Below are 20,125 nucleotides of genomic sequence, written 5' to 3'. Positions count from 1 at the left end.
TTACACCTTGGCCCAGTTGCGCTTACCGGACTGCTCGCGCGGCGCGTCCTGTTCGTTGATCATCTCGCGGACGGCCGACCGAATCGCTTCGCTCCGGTTCGGGAACTCGCCCGAATCGACTAATTGTTCGACCTCTTCGATCTGCTGTTTCGGGATTCGCAGTGTCACACGCTCCATGGTTGTATTCCCCGTTGAGGGTAAGACGGTGGCGCGCCCCTGTCAGACGCGACGTGTCTTACGTTGGAACCGCCCGCCATCGGGCGATTTCCCGCCTCGGTGGCGGGTGTAAGACGATCCGTCTTACACGACTAAGTCGATGTCTGGCTTGAATAATAAAACTTTCGTCGGACGTGACTTTCCGTGTCTTACACCGGTCAGAACTGCTGCCCGTCAGTCTCCAACACGTCCGCCGCCGGCGTCCGACGACCGCAACTAGGACAGAATCCCCAGTCGGACCGGATCTCGTCACCGCACTCACAGAACAGTCGTCGTGCGGCCTTCTCGCCGCAGTTGGGACAGTAGACGTGATCGCCGTCGAGTTCTTCCCCGCACTGCGTACACTGTCGGTTCGCTTCGTCGGTGTCGGACCCCGCGTCGGCTTCCGATTCCGGCCGTTCCTTCGTGCCGTTCGGAGTCGGCGCACGGTCAGCCGCTGCGTCCGTCGTCTTACGCGGGTGCGCCTGGTCGACCCGAGCGCGGTTGTCGGACGGCGAGTTCGTGCCGTCGAGCGAGACCGAGACGGTGATGTCGCCGGTCGCGTCGGACAGTGTGGGAGCATGACTCGTGTGTGCGCCCGCCTGATCGAAGTGCGGTCCTAGACCTAACTCTCGTAGTCGCTGCTCGAGCCGTTCGTCGACCCGTTTCCGGACGAGGTCGTCGATCGCGCCCTGTCCCTGTCCGTCGAGATTCTGGGCTGTCTGCGGTTGAGAGTCATCGTTCCGCGGCGCGGCTCCCTCGAGATAGGACCGCAGCGCCTCCCGCATTACTTCGCTTTTGGAGGCGTCGAGGGCCTCGAGTCGCTCGACGAGGTCGTCGTCGGCGCGGAACGTGATCTTACTCATGCGCGAATTATTCAACGTGTTATGACGCCACCCATATCAATCATTCTGCCGATCACGGCCACGGTCACATCCCGCGTCGATCCGAATAATAACCCTTATGTGCATCTCGGCAACTACGTTGAAGTGCCCGCAAGTGACCGCCCTTAGCTCAGACTGGTAGAGCAGTCGACTGTAGATCGACTTGCCCCCCGTTCAAATCGGGGAGGGCGGACTTCTTACGAACTCTCTCGATCAGTGCAGTGAATCGATAGAATTTGAGGATCAGTTGCTGAACCTTGAATGCGGAGTCGCACGCTCGCGAGCAGGTGTGTCTGACACCTGTTCGGTGTGTTAGATCAAATGGAGTACGCGGTCGAAAGCGACATCGAGTGCGGCGTCCGAAAGACCGAGTCGATCACGCTGCCGAACTGTCGTCACTCCAATCTTGTCGATTGATCGTCACTCGGTCTGATTTTAGTAGTGTTTGGTAATACAATTTCTTTATTCAGTCACAAACTTGAAATTGAAGCAGCCAATTCGGTATAATAATAGGTATTTTGACTAGAATAGCAAACGATCACGTATGACACTTAGTGATGATTACGACGACCCGTTTACGGCTGCTGTGAGAGGATTCTCGCTCTTCGGATTTGACGAGGACACAGTGATTGAACGGGGATTGCCGGAAGGGCACAATCCCGAGACAGTACGTGAGGGCGTCATCACCTCATTTCAAGAGCTATATGGTTATCTCGGCGCTGAAGTGAATATAGAGGAGGCGTGGGAAAACATCGAGGAGACGTTCCTTTTCGGGCTTCCAAGCCGGTTCAGTGTCGATTACAAACTACATTCGCATGATCTCGCTGCGACGCTCAATACGGTTATTGGGATATGGGGGTATCGCGTCGAAGTATCTCTTCCGGCGCAGCCAGAGAAAAAATACCCGCATCTTTCGGGAGAACATCCAGAGGCATTCGTTGTCCGTCTTTTGGACGAGGAGACAGAAGAAACACGTGCCGAATATCCGCTCCGATTGTTCCCCCATGCAACGGAGACACTGGCGGTATCGAATCATGGTGCGACAGCCGCACTCCTTAACCACACCCTCCTGAACGAGATCGGGTTGGAACTCGTTATCGCTAACGAACCACTCGGTGACAACACTCCGTTCCTATTGCTCGAACAAACTCGGCTCGATGCTCTCGAAGAAGAATATGGCTCTGGCGTTCCTCTGTACCATCGAGAAAAGCCGCTTCTTGACCGCAATCCCCTTCTCAGTCGTGGAGGAGTGCATCACTACTCACCTGAGAACGAAATAGACCATGAGGACGAATTTAGAGTTTCAGAACCAGAAAATACTGTTCACTAGAAACATACCCGGAAACTAAGCAGCACTTCATTCAGTAACACATAAAACACCTGTAATGCCCGCACTTTTCACACCCAGAACTAAATAAAGAAACCGTGTTACCAACTATTGTTATTGGTTAGTCGTCGGCCTCCTCCTCTACCGCCAGGTCCGAGAGCGACCCGTCGACGGGCGTAAACTCCGTGCTCCCGCATTGGCACCCGTCCCGGCGACCGATCGGTCGAAACTTGTCTTCTTCCAACTCGAGTGCCGCGTAGAGCGCTCCACACTGCTCACAGGCGGCGATCGTTCGTCGATTACCGTCATCTGTCATCTAACGGCCCCTTGTCGGCACAGCGAGGACATATATCTACTTTGAGTACTCGAGGGGCACACGGATCGTTGCTACTGCCGTAACAACGGATGGGCGAACGCTCGCAACCAGAGTTCCGATCGGCGTGAATCTGCGGTCGTATGACGGTGGGTCGTATGACCCTGATTACGATCGTTTCTGGAACGCGGTGTGAGAAGCAAACGATGCTGACGGCAATAGGCTGGACGGATACGGCACTCGAAGGTCAGCCGTGAATCCGGATACGTAGCACACCGAAACGGGAACGGAAATCGAAACTGATGACGACGAACGACCACGCGAACGCCGGCCAGCCGCTTTTCCGATGGCTGGTGATAGCCCGACTATGAGCAACGACGGCCCGAGCCGCGACCGCGTTCAGGACCGTGCCGAACAGCGAAAATCCGAGCGCGCCGAACACAGCGAATCGATTCTCGACGACGTCGAGAGCCACCTCGGCGAGCTCGAGTATCCGATCACCAGCGAGGAGATCGCTTCGGAGTACGGCAGCGAGCCGATCGACATGCCAAACGAGACCGAGACGCTGGGGAGCGTCTTCGACCGGTTGGCAAACGAAGAGTACGATTCGCCGGAGGAGGTCCGCGAGGCCGTTTACGGCGAAATCACCGGCGAGGCGGGCAGTCCCAACGAGGCCAATACCGAGCGCGACCTCGACGAACTGGACGACGAGAAGCAAGGTTCGGTCGGCGAGAGCGGCGGATCAACCTACTGACCAGGTCGCCACTCCGGTCGGCGACGCCGATTCGTCCCGCGTGAGCCCGACCTGCAACACAGCGATCGCCGCGCCGTCGGGCGGATTATAAGAGCAGAACGGCTTTACGTCCCCATCACTTGATTTCGCGTATGGATTACGAATCGAGTCTCGACCGAGCGATGGAGGACGTCCCCGACATCGGGGGCGAGGAAGAACGGCTCCAGATTCCCGACCCGCAGACCCAGAAGGACGGCGCCTTTACGCGCGTGACGAACCTCGACGAGATCGGTGATGTGCTCTCCCGTGAGACCGAGCATCTCCACCGGTTCATTCAGCGCGAGCTAGGGACCAGCGGCAAACTCGAAAATGGCCGCGGCCGGTACAACGGGACCTTCTCCGAGCAGGACTTCAACGCGGCGATCGACGCCTACGTCGACGAGTACGTCCTCTGTTCGGAGTGTGGCCTGCCGGACACCCGCCTCGTCCGCGAGGACCGTACCCCGATGCTGCGCTGTGACGCCTGCGGTGCGTTCCGCCCGGTCACCAAGCGCTCCTCGAGCAGCCAGCAGCAACAGCAGCAAGACGCCGTCGAAGAGGGCGAGACCTATACGGTCGAGATCACCGGCACCGGCCGCAAGGGCGACGGCGTCGCCGAGAAGGGCAGCTATACGATCTTCGTCCCCGGCGCGGAGGAGGGCGACGTCGTCGACATCTACATCAAGAACATCTCGGGCAACCTGGCGTTCGCCCGGCTGGCCTGAGCACGGTTCGTTCGCCGTTCGTTTTGCGGTCTCCTTTCGGCGCGTGACTCCCGCCCGTGCTCGTAGCACCCGCCGTGACCGTCACCGGTTCCGAGGGACCGCGAAATTAAAGTCATCTTGTACTAGTTACAGTAGCGTGGGAGTATCGTTCGACCTCTTCGGGACCCTGGTGACCGCCGACCGCCCGGCCGACCCGGCCGCGGCCGTCGCGACCGAACTTGCAGAACGCGACGTCGTAGTCCCGGACGACTGGGCCGACGCCTACGCCGAGGCACACGTCGACGCGCCCGACGGCGCGGAAGTGCCGCTTCCGGCTCACGTCTCGCGCGCGCTCGCGAGCCGCGGCGTCGACTACGAGCGCAACGCCGCCAGGCGGGCCGTCGTCGCGGCGTTCGATCCGACCGTCGAGACCAGGCCGGGCGCGGTCGAGGCGGTCGACGCCGCCCGCGAGCGGGGGCCGGTCGCGATCTGCTCGAACTGCAGCGTCCCGGAACTGGTCGGGCGGACGCTCGTCAGGTCCGAGTTCGAGCGCGACGATTTCGACGCGATCGTCACGAGCGTCGGCTGCGGGTGGCGCAAACCCGCGCCCGAGATATTCGAGCTGACCGCCGACGAACTCGGGGTCGCCCCCGCGGACCTCGTCCACGTCGGCGACGATCCCCGCGCCGACGGCGGCATCGAAGCGATCGGCGGGACGGCGCTGCTCCTCGAGGACTGCCCACTCGAAGACGTGCCGGCGCGCCTGGCGTCCCCGAACGATCACAGCAGTCATGAGTAATCGTCGCCATCCGGAACGCACGGAACATACTATGGAGGCGACGCCGTGAGCCTGACGACGCTGGCGATCATCGGCCTCGCGTTCAGCCTCGATCTCCTGATCGCCGAGCCGCCAACCGCAGCCCATCCGGTGGCCTGGTTCGGTCGCCTGGTCGGCACGCTCGATCGAGAGTGGCGTCCCGACGACCGCGGGCAACGAGCGGTCGGGGTCGCGATCGCCGTCGGGGCTCCCCTGATCCCGGCCGCGGTCGCCGGCGGCGTCGTCCTCGCCGCGACCGACGCGCATCCGACGGCCGGCGGCGTCGCCGCCGCGGTCGTGCTCTTCCTGACGACGAGCCTACGCTCGCTGCTCGATCTCACCGAGGAGGTGATCGCGGCGACCGACGCTGAGCCCCAGAACAAGGGATCGGACGAGGGCGACTTCGACCAGGCCCGCGAGCGGATCCGCGGCCTGGTCGGCCGCGATACGTCGACCCTCTCGGCCGGCCAACTCCGCAGCGCCGCCGTCGAGAGCGCGGCGGAGAATCTCGCGGACGGCCTGGTCGCGACGCTGCTCCCGTTCGCGGTGCTCGCGCCGATCTCGCTGCCGGCCGCCGCGGCGGCCGCCGCTTGGGTCAAGGGCGTCAACACACTGGACTCGATGCTCGGCTACCCGTCGAAGCCGATCGGCACCGCGAGCGCGCGTCTGGACGATCTGGTGATGTTCGTCCCCGCTCGCCTCACGGCGGCCGCGATCGCCGTCGCCGCGGCCGACCCGTTCGCGCTCGCCCGCGCTCGGCAGTGGGCACGAGCGCCGCCCTCGCCGAACTCCGGGTGGCCGATGGCGACGCTGGCCTGCGTCCTCGGCGTCCGCCTCGAGAAACCGGCCGTCTACGTTCTCAATCCGGGTGCCGACCTCCCGACGCTCGCCGACGGCGAGCGGGCCATCTCGCTGGTCGGCCTGGCGGCCGTCGTCTCGGTCGTCGTGGCTGCCGTCCTCGCGCTGGTCGTCGACGAACTGGCCGCGGCGCTCGCGGTCGACCGCGGGGGCGCGGCCGTGACCGGACTCGCGCTCGCCTCGGTCGGCGGTTCCGCGCTCGTCTTGCTCGGTCGCTGGGCGACGGAGGTGAGCCCGGGATGGCGGTGATCGCACGCTGGCTCGGCGCCGTCCGCGGCGCCGTCGGGTTCCTGACGCGGCTCCCGGTGAGCCACCGCGAGGGCGACTGGGAGGCGTTTCGATCGACGCCGGCGGCGTTTCCGATCGTCGGCGCCGTCGCGGGGGCGCTGACGGCCGTCCCGTTGCTCGCGGCCGACGCGCTGCCCGCGCCGACCGTGGCCGCGGGCTATCTGCTGGCCGTCTACGCCGTCACGGGGATTCACCACCTCGACGGCGTCGCGGACCTCGGCGACGCGCTGGCGGTCCACGGCGACGTCGAGCGCCGCCGCGAGGTGCTCAAGGACACGACGACCGGCGTCGGGGCCCTACTGGCGGTGGCGCTCACCGTCGCCGCGCTGGCACTCGGCGGCCTCGGCCTGGCGGGCCTCCCCGTCCGTGCAGCAATCGGCGTCGCGATCGGCGCCGAGGTCGGGACGAAACTCGGGATGGCCGCGATGGCCTGTTTCGGCCGGGCAGCCACCGAGGGGATGGGCGCGCAGTTCACCGCGGCGTCGGGGCCCGCCTCCTTCGTCGCGCCCGCGGTCGTCGCCCTGCCCGCTGTCGCGCTCACCTGGCCGCGGCCCGTCCCGGCGGTCGCGCTCTGCGGCGCGGTCGCGGGGATCGGCCTCCCGTGGTACTGGGCGGACCGCCACCTCGGCGGGATAAGCGGCGATATCTTCGGCGCGGCCAACGAGATCGGCCGCGTCGCCGGCGTCCACCTGGGGGTGATCGCGTGGACGCTCTCGTGATGTGCGGCGGGAAAGGCACCCGCCTCGAGAGTCCCCACGAGAAGCCGCTGCACCCGATCGACGGCGACCCGATGGTCGATCGCGTGCTCGGGGCGCTCCGGGAGAGCCGGATCGAGGCGATCCACGCCGCCGTCTCGCCGAACGCGCCCGAAACGCGATCCCACCTCGAATCGGTCGACGGTGTCGCGACAATCGAGACGCCTGGCGACGGCTACGTGGCTGATCTGCTTGCCGTCCTCGACCGCTCCGAAATCGAGCCGCCGGTCCTGACCGTCGCCGCGGATCTGCCGCTGCTCGAGGCGGCAGTCGTCGATCGTGTGCTCGCAGCCCGCGGGGACGGCGGCGCCTCGCGGACGGTCTGCGTCCCCGCGGCGCTCAAGCGGCGCCTGGGCGTCAGCATCGACGCACGACTCGAACCGGAGGACCACCTTGCGCCGACCGGGGTCAACGTGGTCGGCGATCCGGACGATACCACGACTATGACCGACGTGTACTACGACTCGCGACTGGCAGTGAACGTGAACCGACTCGAAGACGCCCGTCTCGCGACCGAGCTGCTGCGGGATCGGCGGACGGAACCGGTGACGACGACGGAGTCGGAGACGTCGTCGGACGCGGAGACGGACGCGGAGGAGCGATAGCGATGCGCGTCCTCCTCCCCGCCGGCACGACCGAAACGGCCCTGATCGACGGCATCAGCGCCGCCGGAGCCGCCCCGGAGCTGATGGAACATACCCCCTCCGCGGACGTCGAGATCCTCGCGTACGGGGAGCCGGTCGCCGCGCCGGTGACCCCGGTGAGCCCGAACGGCTGTCCGACGCCCGCGGCAGTGACCAGGGCCGTCCAGGAGGTCGTCGGCTTCGATCTCGCCGCGATCGACGCCGGACTCGCGCGGTCCACCGCCGCGCCGACGGTCGATCTCGGCGTGGAACCGGGCAACGACATCCGCGAGGACGCGGCCGTGCCGGACGCGAACGCCGTCTTCGACCGCGCGTACGACTACGGGACGAGCCTGCCGGACGACGAGCTCCTGATCGGCGAAACGGTGCCAGGCGGCACGACCACGGCGCTCGGCGTCCTCACCGCGCTCGGGGAACCGACCGGCGTCTCCTCGTCGCTGCCCGAGAACCCGATCGAACGCAAGCGACGCGTCGTCGACGAGGGCCTGGCAGCGAGCGGCCTCGAACCGGGCGACTGCGAGGGCGCGCCGCTCGAGGCGGTCGAGGCGGTCGGCGATCCCGTCCAGCCGACGGTGGCCGGGATCGCGGCCGGGGCGCTCGCGGCCGAGACCGACGTGACCCTGGCCGGCGGAACGCAGATGGTCGCCGTCGCGGCCCTGCTGCGCCACGCGGACGTCGACGCGGGACTGTCGATCGCGACCACCTCGTTCGTGGCCGACGAGCGGGGCGACGACCTCGCGGCGGCCTGCGAGCGGTTCAACTGCGAGCTGACCGTGACGGATCCGGGCTTCGACGAGCGCGACCACGTCGCGATGGCGCGCTACCGCGCCGGCGAGGCCAAGGAGGGCGTCGCGATGGGCGGTGCGCTCTCGCTGGTCCCCGACGCCGACGGGCGGATGCGCGAGGTCAGGGACCGATTGGAAGCGGTCTGCGCCCGGCTCGGGATCGAGAGCGAAGGCGACGGGAGAAACGACGAACAGGTGGACGATGGGACGGCGACGGAGGACACTCGTGGATCCTGAGTCGATCCGCACCGCCGAACGGGTCCCCCACGGCGGCGAACCTGACCAGGACGTGCTCGACTTCTCGGCTAACACCAACCCCCGCACTCCCGAGGGCGTCGACGACGTCTACGCGGCCGCGCTCGAGGAGTCCCGCCGCTACCCGGACGACGACTATTCCGAGTTCCGCGCCGCCGCGGCCGAATTCGTCGGCTGCGAGCCGACGCAGGTGATCCCCACCCCCGGCGGGCTCGCCGCGATTCGCCTGGCGATGGAACTCACTCTCGAACCGGGTGACGAAGCCTTAGTTCCGTATCCGAGCTTCGGCGAGTACGCCCGCGAGGTCCGGCTCCAGGGGGCGACCCCGCGGTTCGTCCGCTACGACGACCTGCCCGACCTCGGTCCGACCACGCTCGAGGCGTGCGCGCTGGCCGTGATCTGCACGCCGAACAATCCGACCGGGGACGCGATCGGTCCGGACACGCTCGCGGCGTTCGCGGCCGAGTGCGCCGACGCCGGGACAACTCTACTCGTCGACGAGGCGTTCCTCGGATTCACCGACCGGGCGTCGGCGGCGGAATTCGGTCGGGAGAACGTCGTCGTCGCCCGTTCGCTCACCAAACTGTTCGGCCTTCCGGGGCTCCGGGCCGGCTTCGCCGTCGCGACCGGCGAGCGACGCGACGCGCTCGCGACGGCTCGGCGCGCCTGGTCACTCGGAACGCCGGCGGCCCGCGTCGGCGCGCACTGTCTGCGCCGGGACGAGTTCGTCCGCGAGACGCGCGAACGAGTCGCCCGCGAGCGCGAGCGGATGGCCGACGCGCTCGGGACCGAATTCGACGTCCACCCGTCGGACGCGCCCTACCTCCTGTGCGACGTCGGCGACCGCGACGTCGCGACGGTGATCGCGGACGCGCGGGCCGACGGCGTCGCGATCCGGGACGCGACGACCTTCCGGGGGCTCGACTCGCACGTCCGCGTGGCGGTCAAGGACCGCAACGCGACCGATCGGTTGCTCGCCGCGCTGGACGTATGACGGAGTCCGACGGCGCCTACGACGCGATCCGACGGGACGGCGTTCTCCGAATCCGGCGCCCGGACACCGAGTGGCTCTCAACCGGCTGGAACGGCGGCCGGCGGAGAGCCGACTGCGCGTACAACGTCTCAGTGCCCAACGGGTGGGATCGCACGGATCTCGGGGCGTACGTCGACGAACGGCTCGCGCGAGCGGGGTTCGAGCGGCCGTCGGAACCGGAACCCGCGGACGGACCGGCGCTCCTGACCGGCGTCGATGTCGCGGACGCCCGCGGCGCGCGCCGCGGGTCCGTGACGGTGTACGCGACCGCCGGGATTTCGAACCCCGCCGCGCTGCCGATGGATCCGGACCCCGCGGCGTCGGATCGCCCAAGCGAATCGACTCCCGATTCCGGGCGGGAGGACGGGCCGAAGTGGGGCACCGTCAACCTCGTCGTCGGCACGACGCGCGCGCTCGCGCCTGGCGCGTTGGCGAACCTGGTCGCGGTCGCCGCGGAGGCGAAGGCGGCGACGCTACTGGCCGAGACCGGGTTTCCGGGCACCACGACGGACGCGATCGTCGCCGGTCACGATCCGTCGGGTCCCGAAGCGGCGTTCTCGGGCAGCGGTACCGAGGTCGGTGCGGCGGCCCGCGCCTGCGTCCGTGATGCCGTTCGGGCGTCGCTCCGAGCGCACTACGCGGACGTCGACGCGGACCTGCCTGCATCGGTCGCCGACGCCACTTACGGCGTCTCGACGAACGGCCGCGCCGAGGTCTTTCGACCGGCGCGTGCCGATGGCGATCCCGAACCCGACAGTTAAACCGCCGCGAACCCTACCGACGGCCGATGGTAGAGGGTGAGGACGACGATAGCGACCCGACAGCAATCCGCTCGATCGCGCTCTCCCCGGAGGACGCGGTCGACGCGTACGTGTACGGCCGGGAGAACCCGGGCGAGGCCGTCCTCCGGGTGACGCCGCCGTTTCACGGCCGGATGCGGGCTCGCATCCACGTCTACCGCGTCGACGACACCGAACTGACCGGCGCGGTCCACCTCGCGCCCGCCGACGTCATCGCGGACGAGGTCGTCGCCGACTACCCCGCCCTCGATCTCGAAGCGGAACTCGCGGACGCGGACGTAGACACAGATGTGGATACGGATACTGATTCGGAACCGGGATCGGACGAGGCCAAACGGCTCCGCAAGCGCCACGCCGAGGCCGTCGGGGCCTGGCGAGCGCGAGCGACGGAGGCGATCGTCGACGCGGTCACGATCGAGACCGACGACGGGCCACACCGCGTCGAAATCAAACCGCTCGGCTAGGTGATTCCGGCGAGTATCTCCGATCTCTCCCGCACTTTCACTTTCACTCCGGACGGATCGGGTTAACGTACACTCAGACTAACTGAGGAATATGCCACTGATCGTCGAGGGGAACGACGAGCGGACCGATCGAAACGAGGTCGAGCCGATCGACTACCGCGAATTCGAGGCGACCGATCGGGATAGACCGGGCCAGCAACGGATCGACGTCACCGATCTACACGCGGCGGGGATCGAGGAGTTCGTCCGGACGACCGTCGGGACCGACGCTGTCTCGCTCGAGCACCGCGGCGCGCGAACGTACCTGCTGCTCGAGGAGTGAGACGGCAGTTCGGAATCGGATCGAGTCGAATTGATGAAGGCATTTTCGGCATCCCGCCGTGACAGAGTCGTCACCGAGTCGACGTACCCGACGTACGTCCCGCCGGTGCCCGAACGCCCGGCCGAACCACCCTCACGGATCGGTCGGGATCCCGACCGGTCCCCCGCAGCGTTTTGCGTCGGTCGGTGGGACCACCGCGTATGTCCGACGAACGAGCGGGCGATCCGACCCGATCACCCGCCGCGGCGACGCGACGCCGAGTACTTTCGCTCGCGACGACCGCCGGTCTCACCGGGACGCTCGGCGCGATCGGCACGCGAGCACCCCGACCGGCGACGGCCGCGGCTCGTGCGACCGACGATTCCGCTCGCGTCGTACAACCGGACGCGGAAACGCAAGGTGAGGACGACGGTTCCGTCGCGGACCTGCCGCTGTTCGACGCCCACACGCACTTGATCCCCCACGAGACCCTCGATAGGGACCCCCTGGACGCCGACGGCCTGGTCGCCTGGCTGGACGCTCGGGGGATCGACCGCGCCGTCGTTCTGGCGCTGGATTCGCCCGAGAGCTACCCCGTTCAGGCCCCGAGTTGGTGGGTGCTCGAGCAGGTGTCGTCGTATCCGGATCGCCTGGTGCCGTTCTGTACGGTCGATCCGCGGACACTGGTCTACGAGGAGGAGACGGTCAGAAACCTGCTCGAGGGGTACGTCGACCGCGGCGCACGCGGGTTCGGCGAGCTAAAGCCCGGGTTGGCGATCGACGATCCGCGGCTCGAGACGATCTACGATCTCTGCGCCGAGTACGACCTGCCGATCCTGTGCCACTTGGACGACAAGGCGATGCTCGACGAGCCGGGCCTGCCGCGGTTCGAGGACGTGGTGGCCTCGTATCCGTCGGTCGACTTCATCGCGCACGCTCACTTCTGGTGGGCGCATATCTCCGCCGACGTCTCGGCCGCTGACCGAGGGCGATACCCCGAGGGAGCGATCGAACCGGGCGGCCGCGTCCCCGAACTGCTCGACTCGTACGACAACGTCTACGGCGACCTCTCGGCCGGCTCCGGGTGGAACGCGCTGACTCGCGATCCCGAGTACGCACAGGACTTCCTCGCGAACCACCACGAGCAGCTGGTCTGGGGGTCGGACTACATCTACCCCGGTCAAGAGATCCCGCAGCTCACGGTGTTCGACCGGTTCGAACTCGACGCGGAGGCCTGGCGGGACATCCGCGCTCGGAACCTCGAGAGCGTGATCCGATAGCCGGGCGGTCGCCGTTCGGCGATGCGAACGTGTCTCGTCTCCTCGAAAAACGAGATACGGGTCCGTTCAGAGCTGTTGGATTCGGATTTCGTCGTCGGTGATCGACTCGACGCGGTCCGCCTCGAGCGGATAGGTCTCTGCGTCGTCGTCACCCAGCCGAGCTTCGATTTAATCGTATCGGTTATGCCGGGGCTGAGATCGACGTGGGCGGTTCCGCCGCTGATATTTTGAACGATTCCAATCTCCTCGCCGTTCGCATTGACGACTCGTTTCCCTTCGTCGTCTGTGAAGCTGGCGCACATGCGGTCTCCGATCCGTCGAGCGGCGGGGTATACACTGCCCTTGCATTTGTCTCGCGTCCGTGAGGCTTCGCTCATCCGGGACCGTCGCTGCCGGCGATACTACGTGCGTCCGATCAGAACCGCTGCAGCCGGATTTCGTCGCCCGTGATCTCGTCGACGTAGTCCTCGTCGAGTTGGAAGTTCTCCATCCCGTCGGCGACGTCTCGATCGCGGCGCAGCCGCGACTTGATCGAGTCCGTCATTTCCGGGCCCGGTTCGACGTACGCGACGCCTGCTTCGACGTCCTTGACGACGCCGACCGCCTTGCCGTTCGTGTTGACGACGCGCTTCCCTTCGTCGTCGACCGTCAGGTTGGCGCACATGGTTCCGGTTCCGTCTTGACCGAGCGGCGGGGAATACGTCCGACCTACATGTGCGTGGGCCCAGGACTGCGCCGCGATTCCGTTTGCATCTCGCGATCCCGGCCTGGTGAATCCGGTCGGGGTGACGGTGACGGGATCACCGACGTGGTCGGTGGCGGACGGGTAGAAAGGCACTTCAGGGCGACCACCTTCCCACGACACGTGAGCGCTGACGCAACGCGACGCGTCGAGGTCTACCCCGACCGTGAGGTCGTCGTCGAGTTCGACCCCGACCTCACCTTCGAGTGCGTCGACGACTGCACCTGGTGCTGTCAGCACGGCGTGTTGCTGTACGACAAAGACCTCCTCGAACTCGCCCAGCGGGCGAACCTCGCGGAGACCACGACGGACTTCCGCGGCGAGAAGTTCGTCACCCGCGAATCGAAAGCCCGCGACGACCACGTCGCCGAAGACGGCTGCGCCTGCGCCTTCCTCCGGGAGGACGGCCTGTGTTCGCTGCACTTGGAGGAGGACTGGAAGCCGACCAGATGCTCCGTCTTCCCGCTGGGGGTCTGGAAGGAGGACGGCGACCTCCACGTCGACATTCGCGACTCGGCCCACGAGCACTGCGAGGGGCTGAACGTCAGCGAGCGGTCGGTCATCGACAACCTCGAGGCGTTCCTGCCGGAACTCCTGTGGGAACTCGAGAACCCGGATTCGGACCGCGAACTGTAGTCGCCAGGCGGCACAGCCGGCGAAAAACGGACGGCCGGCTGCATGCGGGACGATACCACGCCCTTCCAATGGTTTAAATGGCTCCCCGACGTAGGTAAGCTGTGACAGAAGACTCCGGGCGACGGAACCTCCGTATGCCCAACAACGATGAAGTATTCGCCGTCGTAACCGAACACCTCGGTGGCAACCACGTCCAACTTCGCTGCGAAGACGGCAAGGAACGGCTCGGCCGCATTCCCGGGCGCATGAAATACCGCACCTGGATCGAGCAAGACGACATCGTCGTCGCCGAGCCCTGGGACTGGCAGGACGAGAAAGCCACCATCGAATGGCGATACACCGGCCAGGACGCAGATCAACTGCGTCGCGAAGGCCACATCGATTGAACCCCGTACTCGGGACCGATTCCTACTAGATTTCTCCGCACAGTTACGACCGACTAGCGGCCGCGCTCGCTCTCGCGCGCTTGCAGTACGTACTCCGCGACCCCGCCCGACGATAGCAAACGGCTTGGCTCCGGCTATCGGATCGCCGATCGGACGCGGTGAAGAAACGGGACGTCCTAACAGAAGTATACCCAGTAGGTATGCCCCTGCGAGCACGTCACGGTGGTGTGGTCGCCGAACGCCGCGACCGAGTGGCTGACGTTTACGTCCGCGTCTTCGCTAGGGAGCGAAACGGTCGCGTCTTCTCCGCAGTGCGGACACGCGACAGTCCGCGTTGCTGTGACTTGCATTCTTTTTCTCCGTGGTACCATACGACACGCACGAGCATAACTCCGCGTTCGCCGATCGAAACCGTGCGGCTCGATCCGGCGGACGTGTCCTTCGGACGCCCGCCGCCGTTCTCCGTCGCCGACCCTACATAGGTATGACATACGTTTAACACCGGTCCCATGTTCAGATCCGGGTATGCAATCGCTGGTCGGCGAGTCGATCGCGGTGATCGGGAGCGGTATCGGTGGGCTCTCGACGGCTTGCTACCTCGCCGACGCGGGTGCCGACGTGCACGTCATCGAGAAGAACGAACAGGTGGGCGGCCGGGCCAGCCGACTCGAGAAGGACGGATTCCGGTTCGACATGGGGCCCTCCTGGTACCTGATGCCCGACGTCTTCGAGCGCTTCTTCGCCGACTTCGACCGGACGCCCAGCGACTACTACGACCTCACGCACCTCGATCCGCACTATCGGATCTTCTTCAAGGATAGCGCGGAACGGAGTTCCGCGGACGATGCGAGCGGGCAGCGCCCGCGAGCACACGGCGACCGCGTGGACGTGACGCCCGATCTCGAACGCACCAAGGCCGTCTTCGAGGAGTACGAGGACGGTGCGGGCGAGGCCCTCGAACGCTACCTCGCGAAATCCCGCGAGAACTACGAGGTCGGAATGGAACACTTCGTCTACGAGGACCGGACGCGCCTGCGGGACTACCTCGACCTCGACGTGGCCCGCCAGGCCCGCGGGCTCTCGTTGCTGGGGTCGATGCAAGGCCACGTCGAGGACTACTTCGACCACCCGAAACTCCAGCAGATCATGCAGTACACGCTGGTGTTTCTGGGCGGTTCGCCCTCGAACACGCCGGCGCTGTACAACCTGATGAGCCACGTCGATTTCAACCTCGGCGTCTGGTACCCCGACGGCGGGATCGCCGCGGTCGTCGACGCCATCGCGGAGGTAGGGAGCGAACTGGGCGTCACCTACGATACCGACCGCCCGGCGACGGCGATCAAGGGCCGCGAGGGCGCGTTCGTGGTCGAGACCCCGGACGGACCGCTGCGGACCGACCTCGTCGTCAGCAACGCCGATTATGCTCACACCGAACAGGAACTGTTGCCGCCGGAGCAACGGGGCTACGACGCCGACTACTGGGAGAAGCGGACCTACGCTCCCTCCGCGTTTCTGCTGTATCTCGGTGTCGAGGGCGACGTCGACGAACTCGCCCATCACTCCCTCGTGCTTCCGACCGACTGGGGAGAGCACTTCGAGCAGATCTTCGAGGACCCGCAGTGGCCCGACGATCCGGCTTACTACGTGTGTGTCCCCTCCGAGACCGACGACGACGTCGCGCCCGACGGCCACAGCGCCCTGTTCGTCCTCGTCCCGATCGCGCCTGGCCTCGAGGACACGCCCGAGATCCGCGACCGGTACCGGGACGAGGTGCTCGCGGACATCGCCGACCACACCGGGACCGACCTCCGGGATCGGATCGTCCTCGAAGAGCGCTTCTGCGTCGAGGACTTCGCGAACCGGTACAACAGCTACGACGGGACGGCGCTCGGCCTGGCCCACACCCTCAGACAGACCGCGCTCTTTCGCCCGCCCCACCGCTCGAAGGCGGTCGACGGCCTCTACTTCGCCGGCGGCGACACCACGCCCGGCATCGGCGTTCCGATGTGTCTCATCAGCGGCGAACTGACCGCCGAGAAGGTGCTCGAGGATCGCGGATGATGCCGGCTCTCACCGCGACTCTCGATCGATGAACTCGGAATCCGCGACCGCCGACGAGACCAGCGCGGGCGAGCGGCTCTCGTACCTGCTCACGCTCTCGCGGCCGCGCTTCTGGCTGTACCTGGCGGGCCCGGTCCTCGTCGGGGTCGCCTACGCCGCCGAGTCCGTCGGCGACCTGGTCGCCCCGGCGACGGTCGCGCTGTTCGCCTACTTCCTCCTGCCGGCCAACGTCTTCCTCTACGGGATCAACGACGTCTACGACCGGGCGATCGACGCCGCGAACCCGAAGAAGGAGGACCGCGAGGCACGCTACCGGGGCCAGGGTGACGTCCCCATCGCCGTCGGACTCTGTGCGGCCCTGCCGCTTGTGCTCGCGCCGCTGCTCCCGCTGGCCGCCTGGCCGTGGCTGATCGCCTTCCTCGTCCTCGGCGCGGCCTACAGCGCGCCGCCGGTCAGACTCAAAACGACGCCGCCGCTGGACTCGGTCTCGAACGGCCTCTACATCACGCCGGGCGCGGCCGCCTACGCCGCCGTCGCGGGAACGCAGCCGCCGCTGCTCGCGATCGCCGGCGGGTGGCTGTGGGCAATGGGGATGCACACGTTCTCGGCGATCCCCGACATCGAACCCGATCGAGAGACCGGGATCCGGACGACCGCGACGGTGCTGGGCGAGCGCCGTACCTACGCCTACTGCGGGGCGTGCTGGCTCGCGAGCGCGGCCGCCTTCGGCGCGCTCGACGCCCGGCTGGGTGCGCTCATGCTGGTCTATCCCGCGCTCGTCGCCGCGATCGCGACGGCGAGCGTGGCGGTCGACCGCGCGTACTGGTGGTTCCCGGCGATCAACACCGCCGTCGGCGCCGTCCTGACGATGGGCGGGCTCTGGAGGCTGCTGTATGGATAGCGGCAGCGGCGAGAATCCCGCGAGCGCGAGTTCGGAGGCGAACGAGACGGCGGGACCGACGGGGAATCGGTCCCGCGAGGGCGAGGGCGACGCCGATACCGAGCGGGCCGCCGTCCAGCGCCGCCTCGAGGCCGTCGTCCGCGAGAACCGATTCACCATCGCCGTCGTCTTTCCCGTCGTCGGCGCGGTGACGTTGGTCGCGAGCGCCGAGGAGGTGCTCCCGCCGGCGCTGGCGTACAACCCCCTCCTGATCCTGTTCGGAACGCTGGTGATGCGCTCGCCGCTGGTCGTCGCCCTCTTGCCGCGGATCGATCGGCGGGCGCTCGTCTCCCTCGGCATCCTGACGGCCTACACCTACGCGATCGAATTCGTCGGCGTGCGGACCGGCTGGCCCTACGGGACCTTCGAGTACGGGATCCGCCTCGGGCCGATGCTCGGCGGCGAGGTCCCTTTGGCCCTCCCGCTGTTTTTCGTCCCGCTGGTGCTGAACGCCTACCTGCTCGCGCTACTGGTCCTCCGCGAGCGGGCCGCCAGGCGGGTCCCGCGACTGCTCGCGGCCATCGCCGCCGTCCTCGCGGTCGACCTGGTGCTCGATCCCGCGGCCGTCGCGATCGGCTTCTGGACGTACGTTCCGCCAGGCGGCTACTACGGCGTTCCCGCCTCGAATTATCGCGGGTGGCTGCTTTCGGGAACCGTCGCCGTCGTCCTCGTGGATCTCGCCTTCGATCGGGCGGCCCTGCTCGAGCGCGTCCGGACCTGCGAGTTCGCGCTGGACGACCTGGTGAGCTTCGTGTTGCTCTGGGGCTCGATCAACGTCCTCTACGGAAACTGGGTAGCCGCCGGGGTCGCCTGGTTGGTCTGTCTCGGCCTGTTCGGGACCGGTCGCTACGACCTCGCGATGGTCCGGACGGCGCTGCCCGGCGGCCGATCCTGACCGTCGCCGGCGGTCGGACCGAACGAATATGCCGGCGTATCGCTTTTGCGTGTGAGGATATTGTCATCCGTATGGCGACAAAAGAGCCGGTCGAGTGTCCGGTCTGCCGCGAGGAGCCGGCCGCCGATCAGCAACTCGAGGACCACTTGCTCGCCGAGCACAGCAAGCGCAAGTTAGCGAAGTTCATCGTCGCCGAGACGACAGCGCTGTCGACCGACGATATCTCCGAGTAGCCCGAGTCTCGACGCTCCGAGCGACGCGCGGTTGGCGTCGGTTGGCGGCCGACGGTCGCGCAGCCTCTACCCAACGGCGCCGCGATGCCGTCGCCGAACGGGATGCGGTGCGACGGCGGCGAGCGTCAGGGTGGGCCACGCCCCGCGCCGACCGCGGTCGTTCGAGCCATCCGGCGCTCCACGTCGATGGAACGGCGCTCGCTTCCGCTTTCGATCCGCTTCCGTTACCGAGTCGCCACGCTGTCGCCGTGTTCGGACCGGTGGCGGTCGGGTTCGGCCGTCGGCACCGCCGACACCCGCTGGAACACCGCCTCCGGGTCACGATGCCAGTGCCAGTGCCAGCGCGTCTTCGCGAGACACCACAGTTTCCGGGTCGTCGACAGCGACGGCTCCCGGGAGAGCACGTCGTACCCCTGCGAGCGGATGAAGGAGTGGTGTTCGGCGTAGAGGACCGCCGCCAGCAGGACCGGCAGCTGACAGTCCGCGGGGAGATACCGGATGCCGGCGACACCCTCGCGGTAGAGGTCTTCCGTGCGCTGGAGTTCGGCGGCCATCGCCGCGGCGAACGACTCGGAGTACTCGAGCCGTCCGATCTGCGCCGGATCGACGCCGTGTTCCCGAAGGGTCTCCTGCGGGATGTAGATCCGGTCGCGCTCGACGATATCCTCGCGGACGTCCCGCAGGAAGTTCGTCATCTGGAACGCCTCGCCCAGTTTGATGGCGTGGGGGAGGGCGGTCTCCTCGGCTTCGGGCTCCATGATCGCGGTCATCATCACGCCGACGGCGGCCGCCGATCCTCGCATGTACGACTCGAGGTCATCGTAGGTCTCGTACCGGCTCGTGTCGATGTCGGTCGCCATCGCGTCGACGAACGAATCGACCTCTGCGTCGTCGATCCCGTACCGCACCCGGAGCTCCCGAAACGCCTCGAGCACCGGGTCCTCCGGCGGTCGCTCGCCGAGCGCCTGGTCCCGCAACTCCTCGAGCCTGGCGCGTTGCTCGGCAGGGGCGACGCCGTCGGCGTCGTCGACGACCTCGTCGGCGATCCGGAAGAACGCGTAGAGGACGTGGGTGGCGTGGCGAACCCGCTCGGGGAGAAACCGCGTGGCGAGGTAGAACGTCTTCCCGGTCCGCCTCTGTATCGCCTTGCTCGCGTTGATGTGTTCCCGTTGCATTCTCTGTCTCTATTTTTGTCCCGTGGGCGTGCGCTGCGACGGCGATTGGGTGTAACTGCTACGACAAGAGTGAACAAAATAACACCCCCTTGCTACGGTTCGAGCGTCGCTGAACTGGGGGGTCGGACTCGATCGAACAGCGCCGCGAGCACCGTCCGCCGGGGCGGTCCCGTCGCCGGTCGGGACGCGACTCCCGTTCGACGGACCGGAACGGGATCGAGGCGGAATAGAGGCAGATACGTTAGATAACGGTTTTGTGGCCGTTCGTGGACGGTTCGCACGGAGATTTGGCGTGGTGAGACGCTGATCCGCTCCGACGACCGACGCAACGGGACCTGGTGACCGCTCACGAAGCGGCGCTCGCGGGCGACACCGCGGAATCGGTGCTCGAAGGCGGTGGCCGAACTGACGAGGAAGATCTCCGACCGAGATCGACGCGACCGGACGGTTCGGCGAGACCGAGACGGATCGAACCGATCGAGTCGCGTCGTCCACGCTCTCCCCTGTCAAACGCGGCGTGGTCGCTGCCGATCGTCGGAAGACGATCGGCTGACCAGTCCGTCGAAACGCGAGACAGTCGGG

The 20,125-nt window shown here is 66.7% G+C and carries 25 protein-coding genes, 1 tRNA gene and 1 pseudogene; 20 read left to right on the top strand and 7 right to left on the bottom strand.

The window, feature by feature from the left end:
• Positions 1-177, bottom strand: coding sequence for a ribbon-helix-helix domain-containing protein (locus BMY29_RS11645; RefSeq protein ID WP_049988837.1), 177 nt, complete (start codon positions 175-177; stop codon positions 1-3).
• Positions 178-374: 197 nt separating this feature from the next.
• A complete protein-coding gene (locus BMY29_RS11640; protein WP_049988836.1) occupies positions 375-1,061 on the bottom strand; it encodes a double zinc ribbon domain-containing protein in 687 nt (228 codons plus the stop codon).
• A 137-nt stretch (positions 1,062-1,198) separates the two neighbouring features.
• Between BMY29_RS11640 and BMY29_RS11635 the strand changes: the two genes are divergently transcribed.
• Positions 1,199-1,272: transfer RNA gene (locus tag BMY29_RS11635), tRNA-Tyr, on the top strand.
• A gap of 351 nt (positions 1,273-1,623) precedes the next feature.
• Positions 1,624-2,409 carry a hypothetical protein gene (locus BMY29_RS20625; protein ID WP_143067694.1) on the top strand — a complete coding sequence of 262 codons (786 nt, stop codon included), beginning with the start codon at positions 1,624-1,626 and terminating at the stop codon, positions 2,407-2,409.
• Between the two features lie 118 nt (positions 2,410-2,527).
• On the opposite strand, the gene BMY29_RS11625 is transcribed toward BMY29_RS20625, so the two are convergent.
• Positions 2,528-2,722 (bottom strand): hypothetical protein, encoded by a 195-nt coding sequence (locus tag BMY29_RS11625; RefSeq protein ID WP_049988834.1) that lies wholly within the window; start codon positions 2,720-2,722, stop codon positions 2,528-2,530.
• A 364-nt stretch (positions 2,723-3,086) separates the two neighbouring features.
• On the opposite strand from BMY29_RS11625, the gene BMY29_RS11620 reads away from it, so the two are divergent.
• From BMY29_RS11620 to BMY29_RS11565, 12 genes are all read left to right on the top strand, one after another.
• The gene (locus BMY29_RS11620) at positions 3,087-3,473 is read left to right on the top strand and encodes a DUF5789 family protein (protein ID WP_049988833.1); all 387 of its coding nucleotides are present in this window, start codon (positions 3,087-3,089) and stop codon (positions 3,471-3,473) included.
• Positions 3,474-3,604: 131 nt separating this feature from the next.
• Complete coding sequence (locus tag BMY29_RS11615; protein ID WP_049988832.1) at positions 3,605-4,216, top strand: translation initiation factor IF-2 subunit beta; 612 nt, start codon at positions 3,605-3,607, stop codon at positions 4,214-4,216.
• A gap of 136 nt (positions 4,217-4,352) precedes the next feature.
• Positions 4,353-4,994, top strand: a complete 642-nt coding sequence (locus BMY29_RS11610; RefSeq protein WP_049988831.1) for an HAD family hydrolase — start codon at positions 4,353-4,355, stop codon at positions 4,992-4,994.
• A 45-nt stretch (positions 4,995-5,039) separates the two neighbouring features.
• Positions 5,040-6,119, top strand: coding sequence for a CobD/CbiB family cobalamin biosynthesis protein (locus BMY29_RS11605; protein ID WP_074854733.1), 1,080 nt, complete (start codon positions 5,040-5,042; stop codon positions 6,117-6,119).
• Positions 6,110-6,877 carry an adenosylcobinamide-GDP ribazoletransferase gene (cobS, locus tag BMY29_RS11600; protein ID WP_049988830.1) on the top strand — a complete coding sequence of 256 codons (768 nt, stop codon included), beginning with the start codon at positions 6,110-6,112 and terminating at the stop codon, positions 6,875-6,877. The genes BMY29_RS11605 and cobS overlap by 10 nt, the downstream gene beginning before the upstream one ends.
• Positions 6,877-7,518: an NTP transferase domain-containing protein gene (locus BMY29_RS11595; protein WP_081985412.1), complete on the top strand. Its 642-nt coding sequence runs from the start codon at positions 6,877-6,879 to the stop codon at positions 7,516-7,518. Before cobS ends, BMY29_RS11595 begins: the two co-directional genes overlap by 1 nt.
• Positions 7,519-7,520: 2 nt before the next feature.
• On the top strand, positions 7,521-8,579 hold the full coding sequence (gene cobT / locus BMY29_RS11590; RefSeq protein ID WP_049988829.1) for a nicotinate mononucleotide-dependent phosphoribosyltransferase CobT: 1,059 nt from the start codon (positions 7,521-7,523) through the stop codon (positions 8,577-8,579).
• The gene (gene cobD, locus BMY29_RS11585; protein WP_049988828.1) at positions 8,569-9,591 is read left to right on the top strand and encodes a threonine-phosphate decarboxylase CobD; all 1,023 of its coding nucleotides are present in this window, start codon (positions 8,569-8,571) and stop codon (positions 9,589-9,591) included. The genes cobT and cobD overlap by 11 nt, the downstream gene beginning before the upstream one ends.
• Positions 9,588-10,391 (top strand): adenosylcobinamide amidohydrolase, encoded by an 804-nt coding sequence (locus BMY29_RS11580; RefSeq protein WP_049988827.1) that lies wholly within the window; start codon positions 9,588-9,590, stop codon positions 10,389-10,391. Before cobD ends, BMY29_RS11580 begins: the two co-directional genes overlap by 4 nt.
• Positions 10,392-10,417: 26 nt before the next feature.
• Positions 10,418-10,894 carry a DUF8009 family protein gene (locus BMY29_RS11575; protein WP_049988826.1) on the top strand — a complete coding sequence of 159 codons (477 nt, stop codon included), beginning with the start codon at positions 10,418-10,420 and terminating at the stop codon, positions 10,892-10,894.
• 91 nt (positions 10,895-10,985) lie between these two features.
• Positions 10,986-11,216 (top strand): hypothetical protein, encoded by a 231-nt coding sequence (locus BMY29_RS11570; protein WP_049988825.1) that lies wholly within the window; start codon positions 10,986-10,988, stop codon positions 11,214-11,216.
• Between the two features lie 200 nt (positions 11,217-11,416).
• Positions 11,417-12,475, top strand: coding sequence for an amidohydrolase family protein (locus BMY29_RS11565; protein WP_049988824.1), 1,059 nt, complete (start codon positions 11,417-11,419; stop codon positions 12,473-12,475).
• A 66-nt stretch (positions 12,476-12,541) separates the two neighbouring features.
• On the opposite strand, the pseudogene BMY29_RS21740 reads toward BMY29_RS11565, so the two are convergent.
• Together BMY29_RS21740 and BMY29_RS21685 are read right to left on the bottom strand one after the other, a co-directional pair.
• Positions 12,542-12,777 (bottom strand): annotated as a pseudogene (locus BMY29_RS21740) (PRC-barrel domain containing protein).
• Positions 12,778-12,890: 113 nt separating this feature from the next.
• Positions 12,891-13,313: a hypothetical protein gene (locus tag BMY29_RS21685; protein ID WP_338141402.1), complete on the bottom strand. Its 423-nt coding sequence runs from the start codon at positions 13,311-13,313 to the stop codon at positions 12,891-12,893.
• A 27-nt stretch (positions 13,314-13,340) separates the two neighbouring features.
• Between BMY29_RS21685 and BMY29_RS11550 the strand changes: the two genes are divergently transcribed.
• Both BMY29_RS11550 and BMY29_RS11545 read left to right on the top strand, forming a co-directional pair.
• Complete coding sequence (locus BMY29_RS11550; RefSeq protein ID WP_049988821.1) at positions 13,341-13,853, top strand: YkgJ family cysteine cluster protein; 513 nt, start codon at positions 13,341-13,343, stop codon at positions 13,851-13,853.
• Positions 13,854-13,954: 101 nt separating this feature from the next.
• Positions 13,955-14,239 (top strand): translation initiation factor eIF-1A, encoded by a 285-nt coding sequence (locus BMY29_RS11545; protein ID WP_074854731.1) that lies wholly within the window; start codon positions 13,955-13,957, stop codon positions 14,237-14,239.
• A 176-nt stretch (positions 14,240-14,415) separates the two neighbouring features.
• Here BMY29_RS11545 and BMY29_RS21785 read toward each other — a convergent pair whose 3' ends face one another.
• Entirely contained in the window at positions 14,416-14,589 is a 174-nt protein-coding gene (locus BMY29_RS21785; RefSeq protein ID WP_449289543.1) for a hypothetical protein, read from the bottom strand.
• 175 nt (positions 14,590-14,764) lie between these two features.
• On the opposite strand from BMY29_RS21785, the gene BMY29_RS11540 reads away from it, so the two are divergent.
• From BMY29_RS11540 to BMY29_RS21090, 4 genes are all read left to right on the top strand, one after another.
• Complete coding sequence (locus BMY29_RS11540) at positions 14,765-16,300, top strand: phytoene desaturase family protein (RefSeq protein ID WP_049988820.1); 1,536 nt, start codon at positions 14,765-14,767, stop codon at positions 16,298-16,300.
• Between the two features lie 28 nt (positions 16,301-16,328).
• Positions 16,329-17,201, top strand: a complete 873-nt coding sequence (locus tag BMY29_RS11535) for a prenyltransferase (RefSeq protein WP_049988819.1) — start codon at positions 16,329-16,331, stop codon at positions 17,199-17,201.
• On the top strand, positions 17,194-18,135 hold the full coding sequence (gene cruF / locus BMY29_RS11530; protein ID WP_049988818.1) for a bisanhydrobacterioruberin hydratase: 942 nt from the start codon (positions 17,194-17,196) through the stop codon (positions 18,133-18,135). The genes BMY29_RS11535 and cruF overlap by 8 nt, the downstream gene beginning before the upstream one ends.
• Before the next feature lie 71 nt (positions 18,136-18,206).
• A complete protein-coding gene (locus BMY29_RS21090; RefSeq protein ID WP_173424865.1) occupies positions 18,207-18,368 on the top strand; it encodes a hypothetical protein in 162 nt (53 codons plus the stop codon).
• Positions 18,369-18,592: 224 nt separating this feature from the next.
• Here BMY29_RS21090 and BMY29_RS11525 read toward each other — a convergent pair whose 3' ends face one another.
• Positions 18,593-19,543, bottom strand: coding sequence for a phytoene/squalene synthase family protein (locus tag BMY29_RS11525; RefSeq protein WP_049988817.1), 951 nt, complete (start codon positions 19,541-19,543; stop codon positions 18,593-18,595).
• Positions 19,544-20,125: the final 582 nt, after the last annotated feature.

This window comes from Natrinema salifodinae (assembly GCF_900110455.1).
Classification (GTDB): domain Archaea; phylum Halobacteriota; class Halobacteria; order Halobacteriales; family Natrialbaceae; genus Natrinema; species Natrinema salifodinae.
The sequence above is the reverse complement of the archived record's forward strand: the minus strand, read 5'-3'. Positions and strand labels throughout refer to the sequence as shown.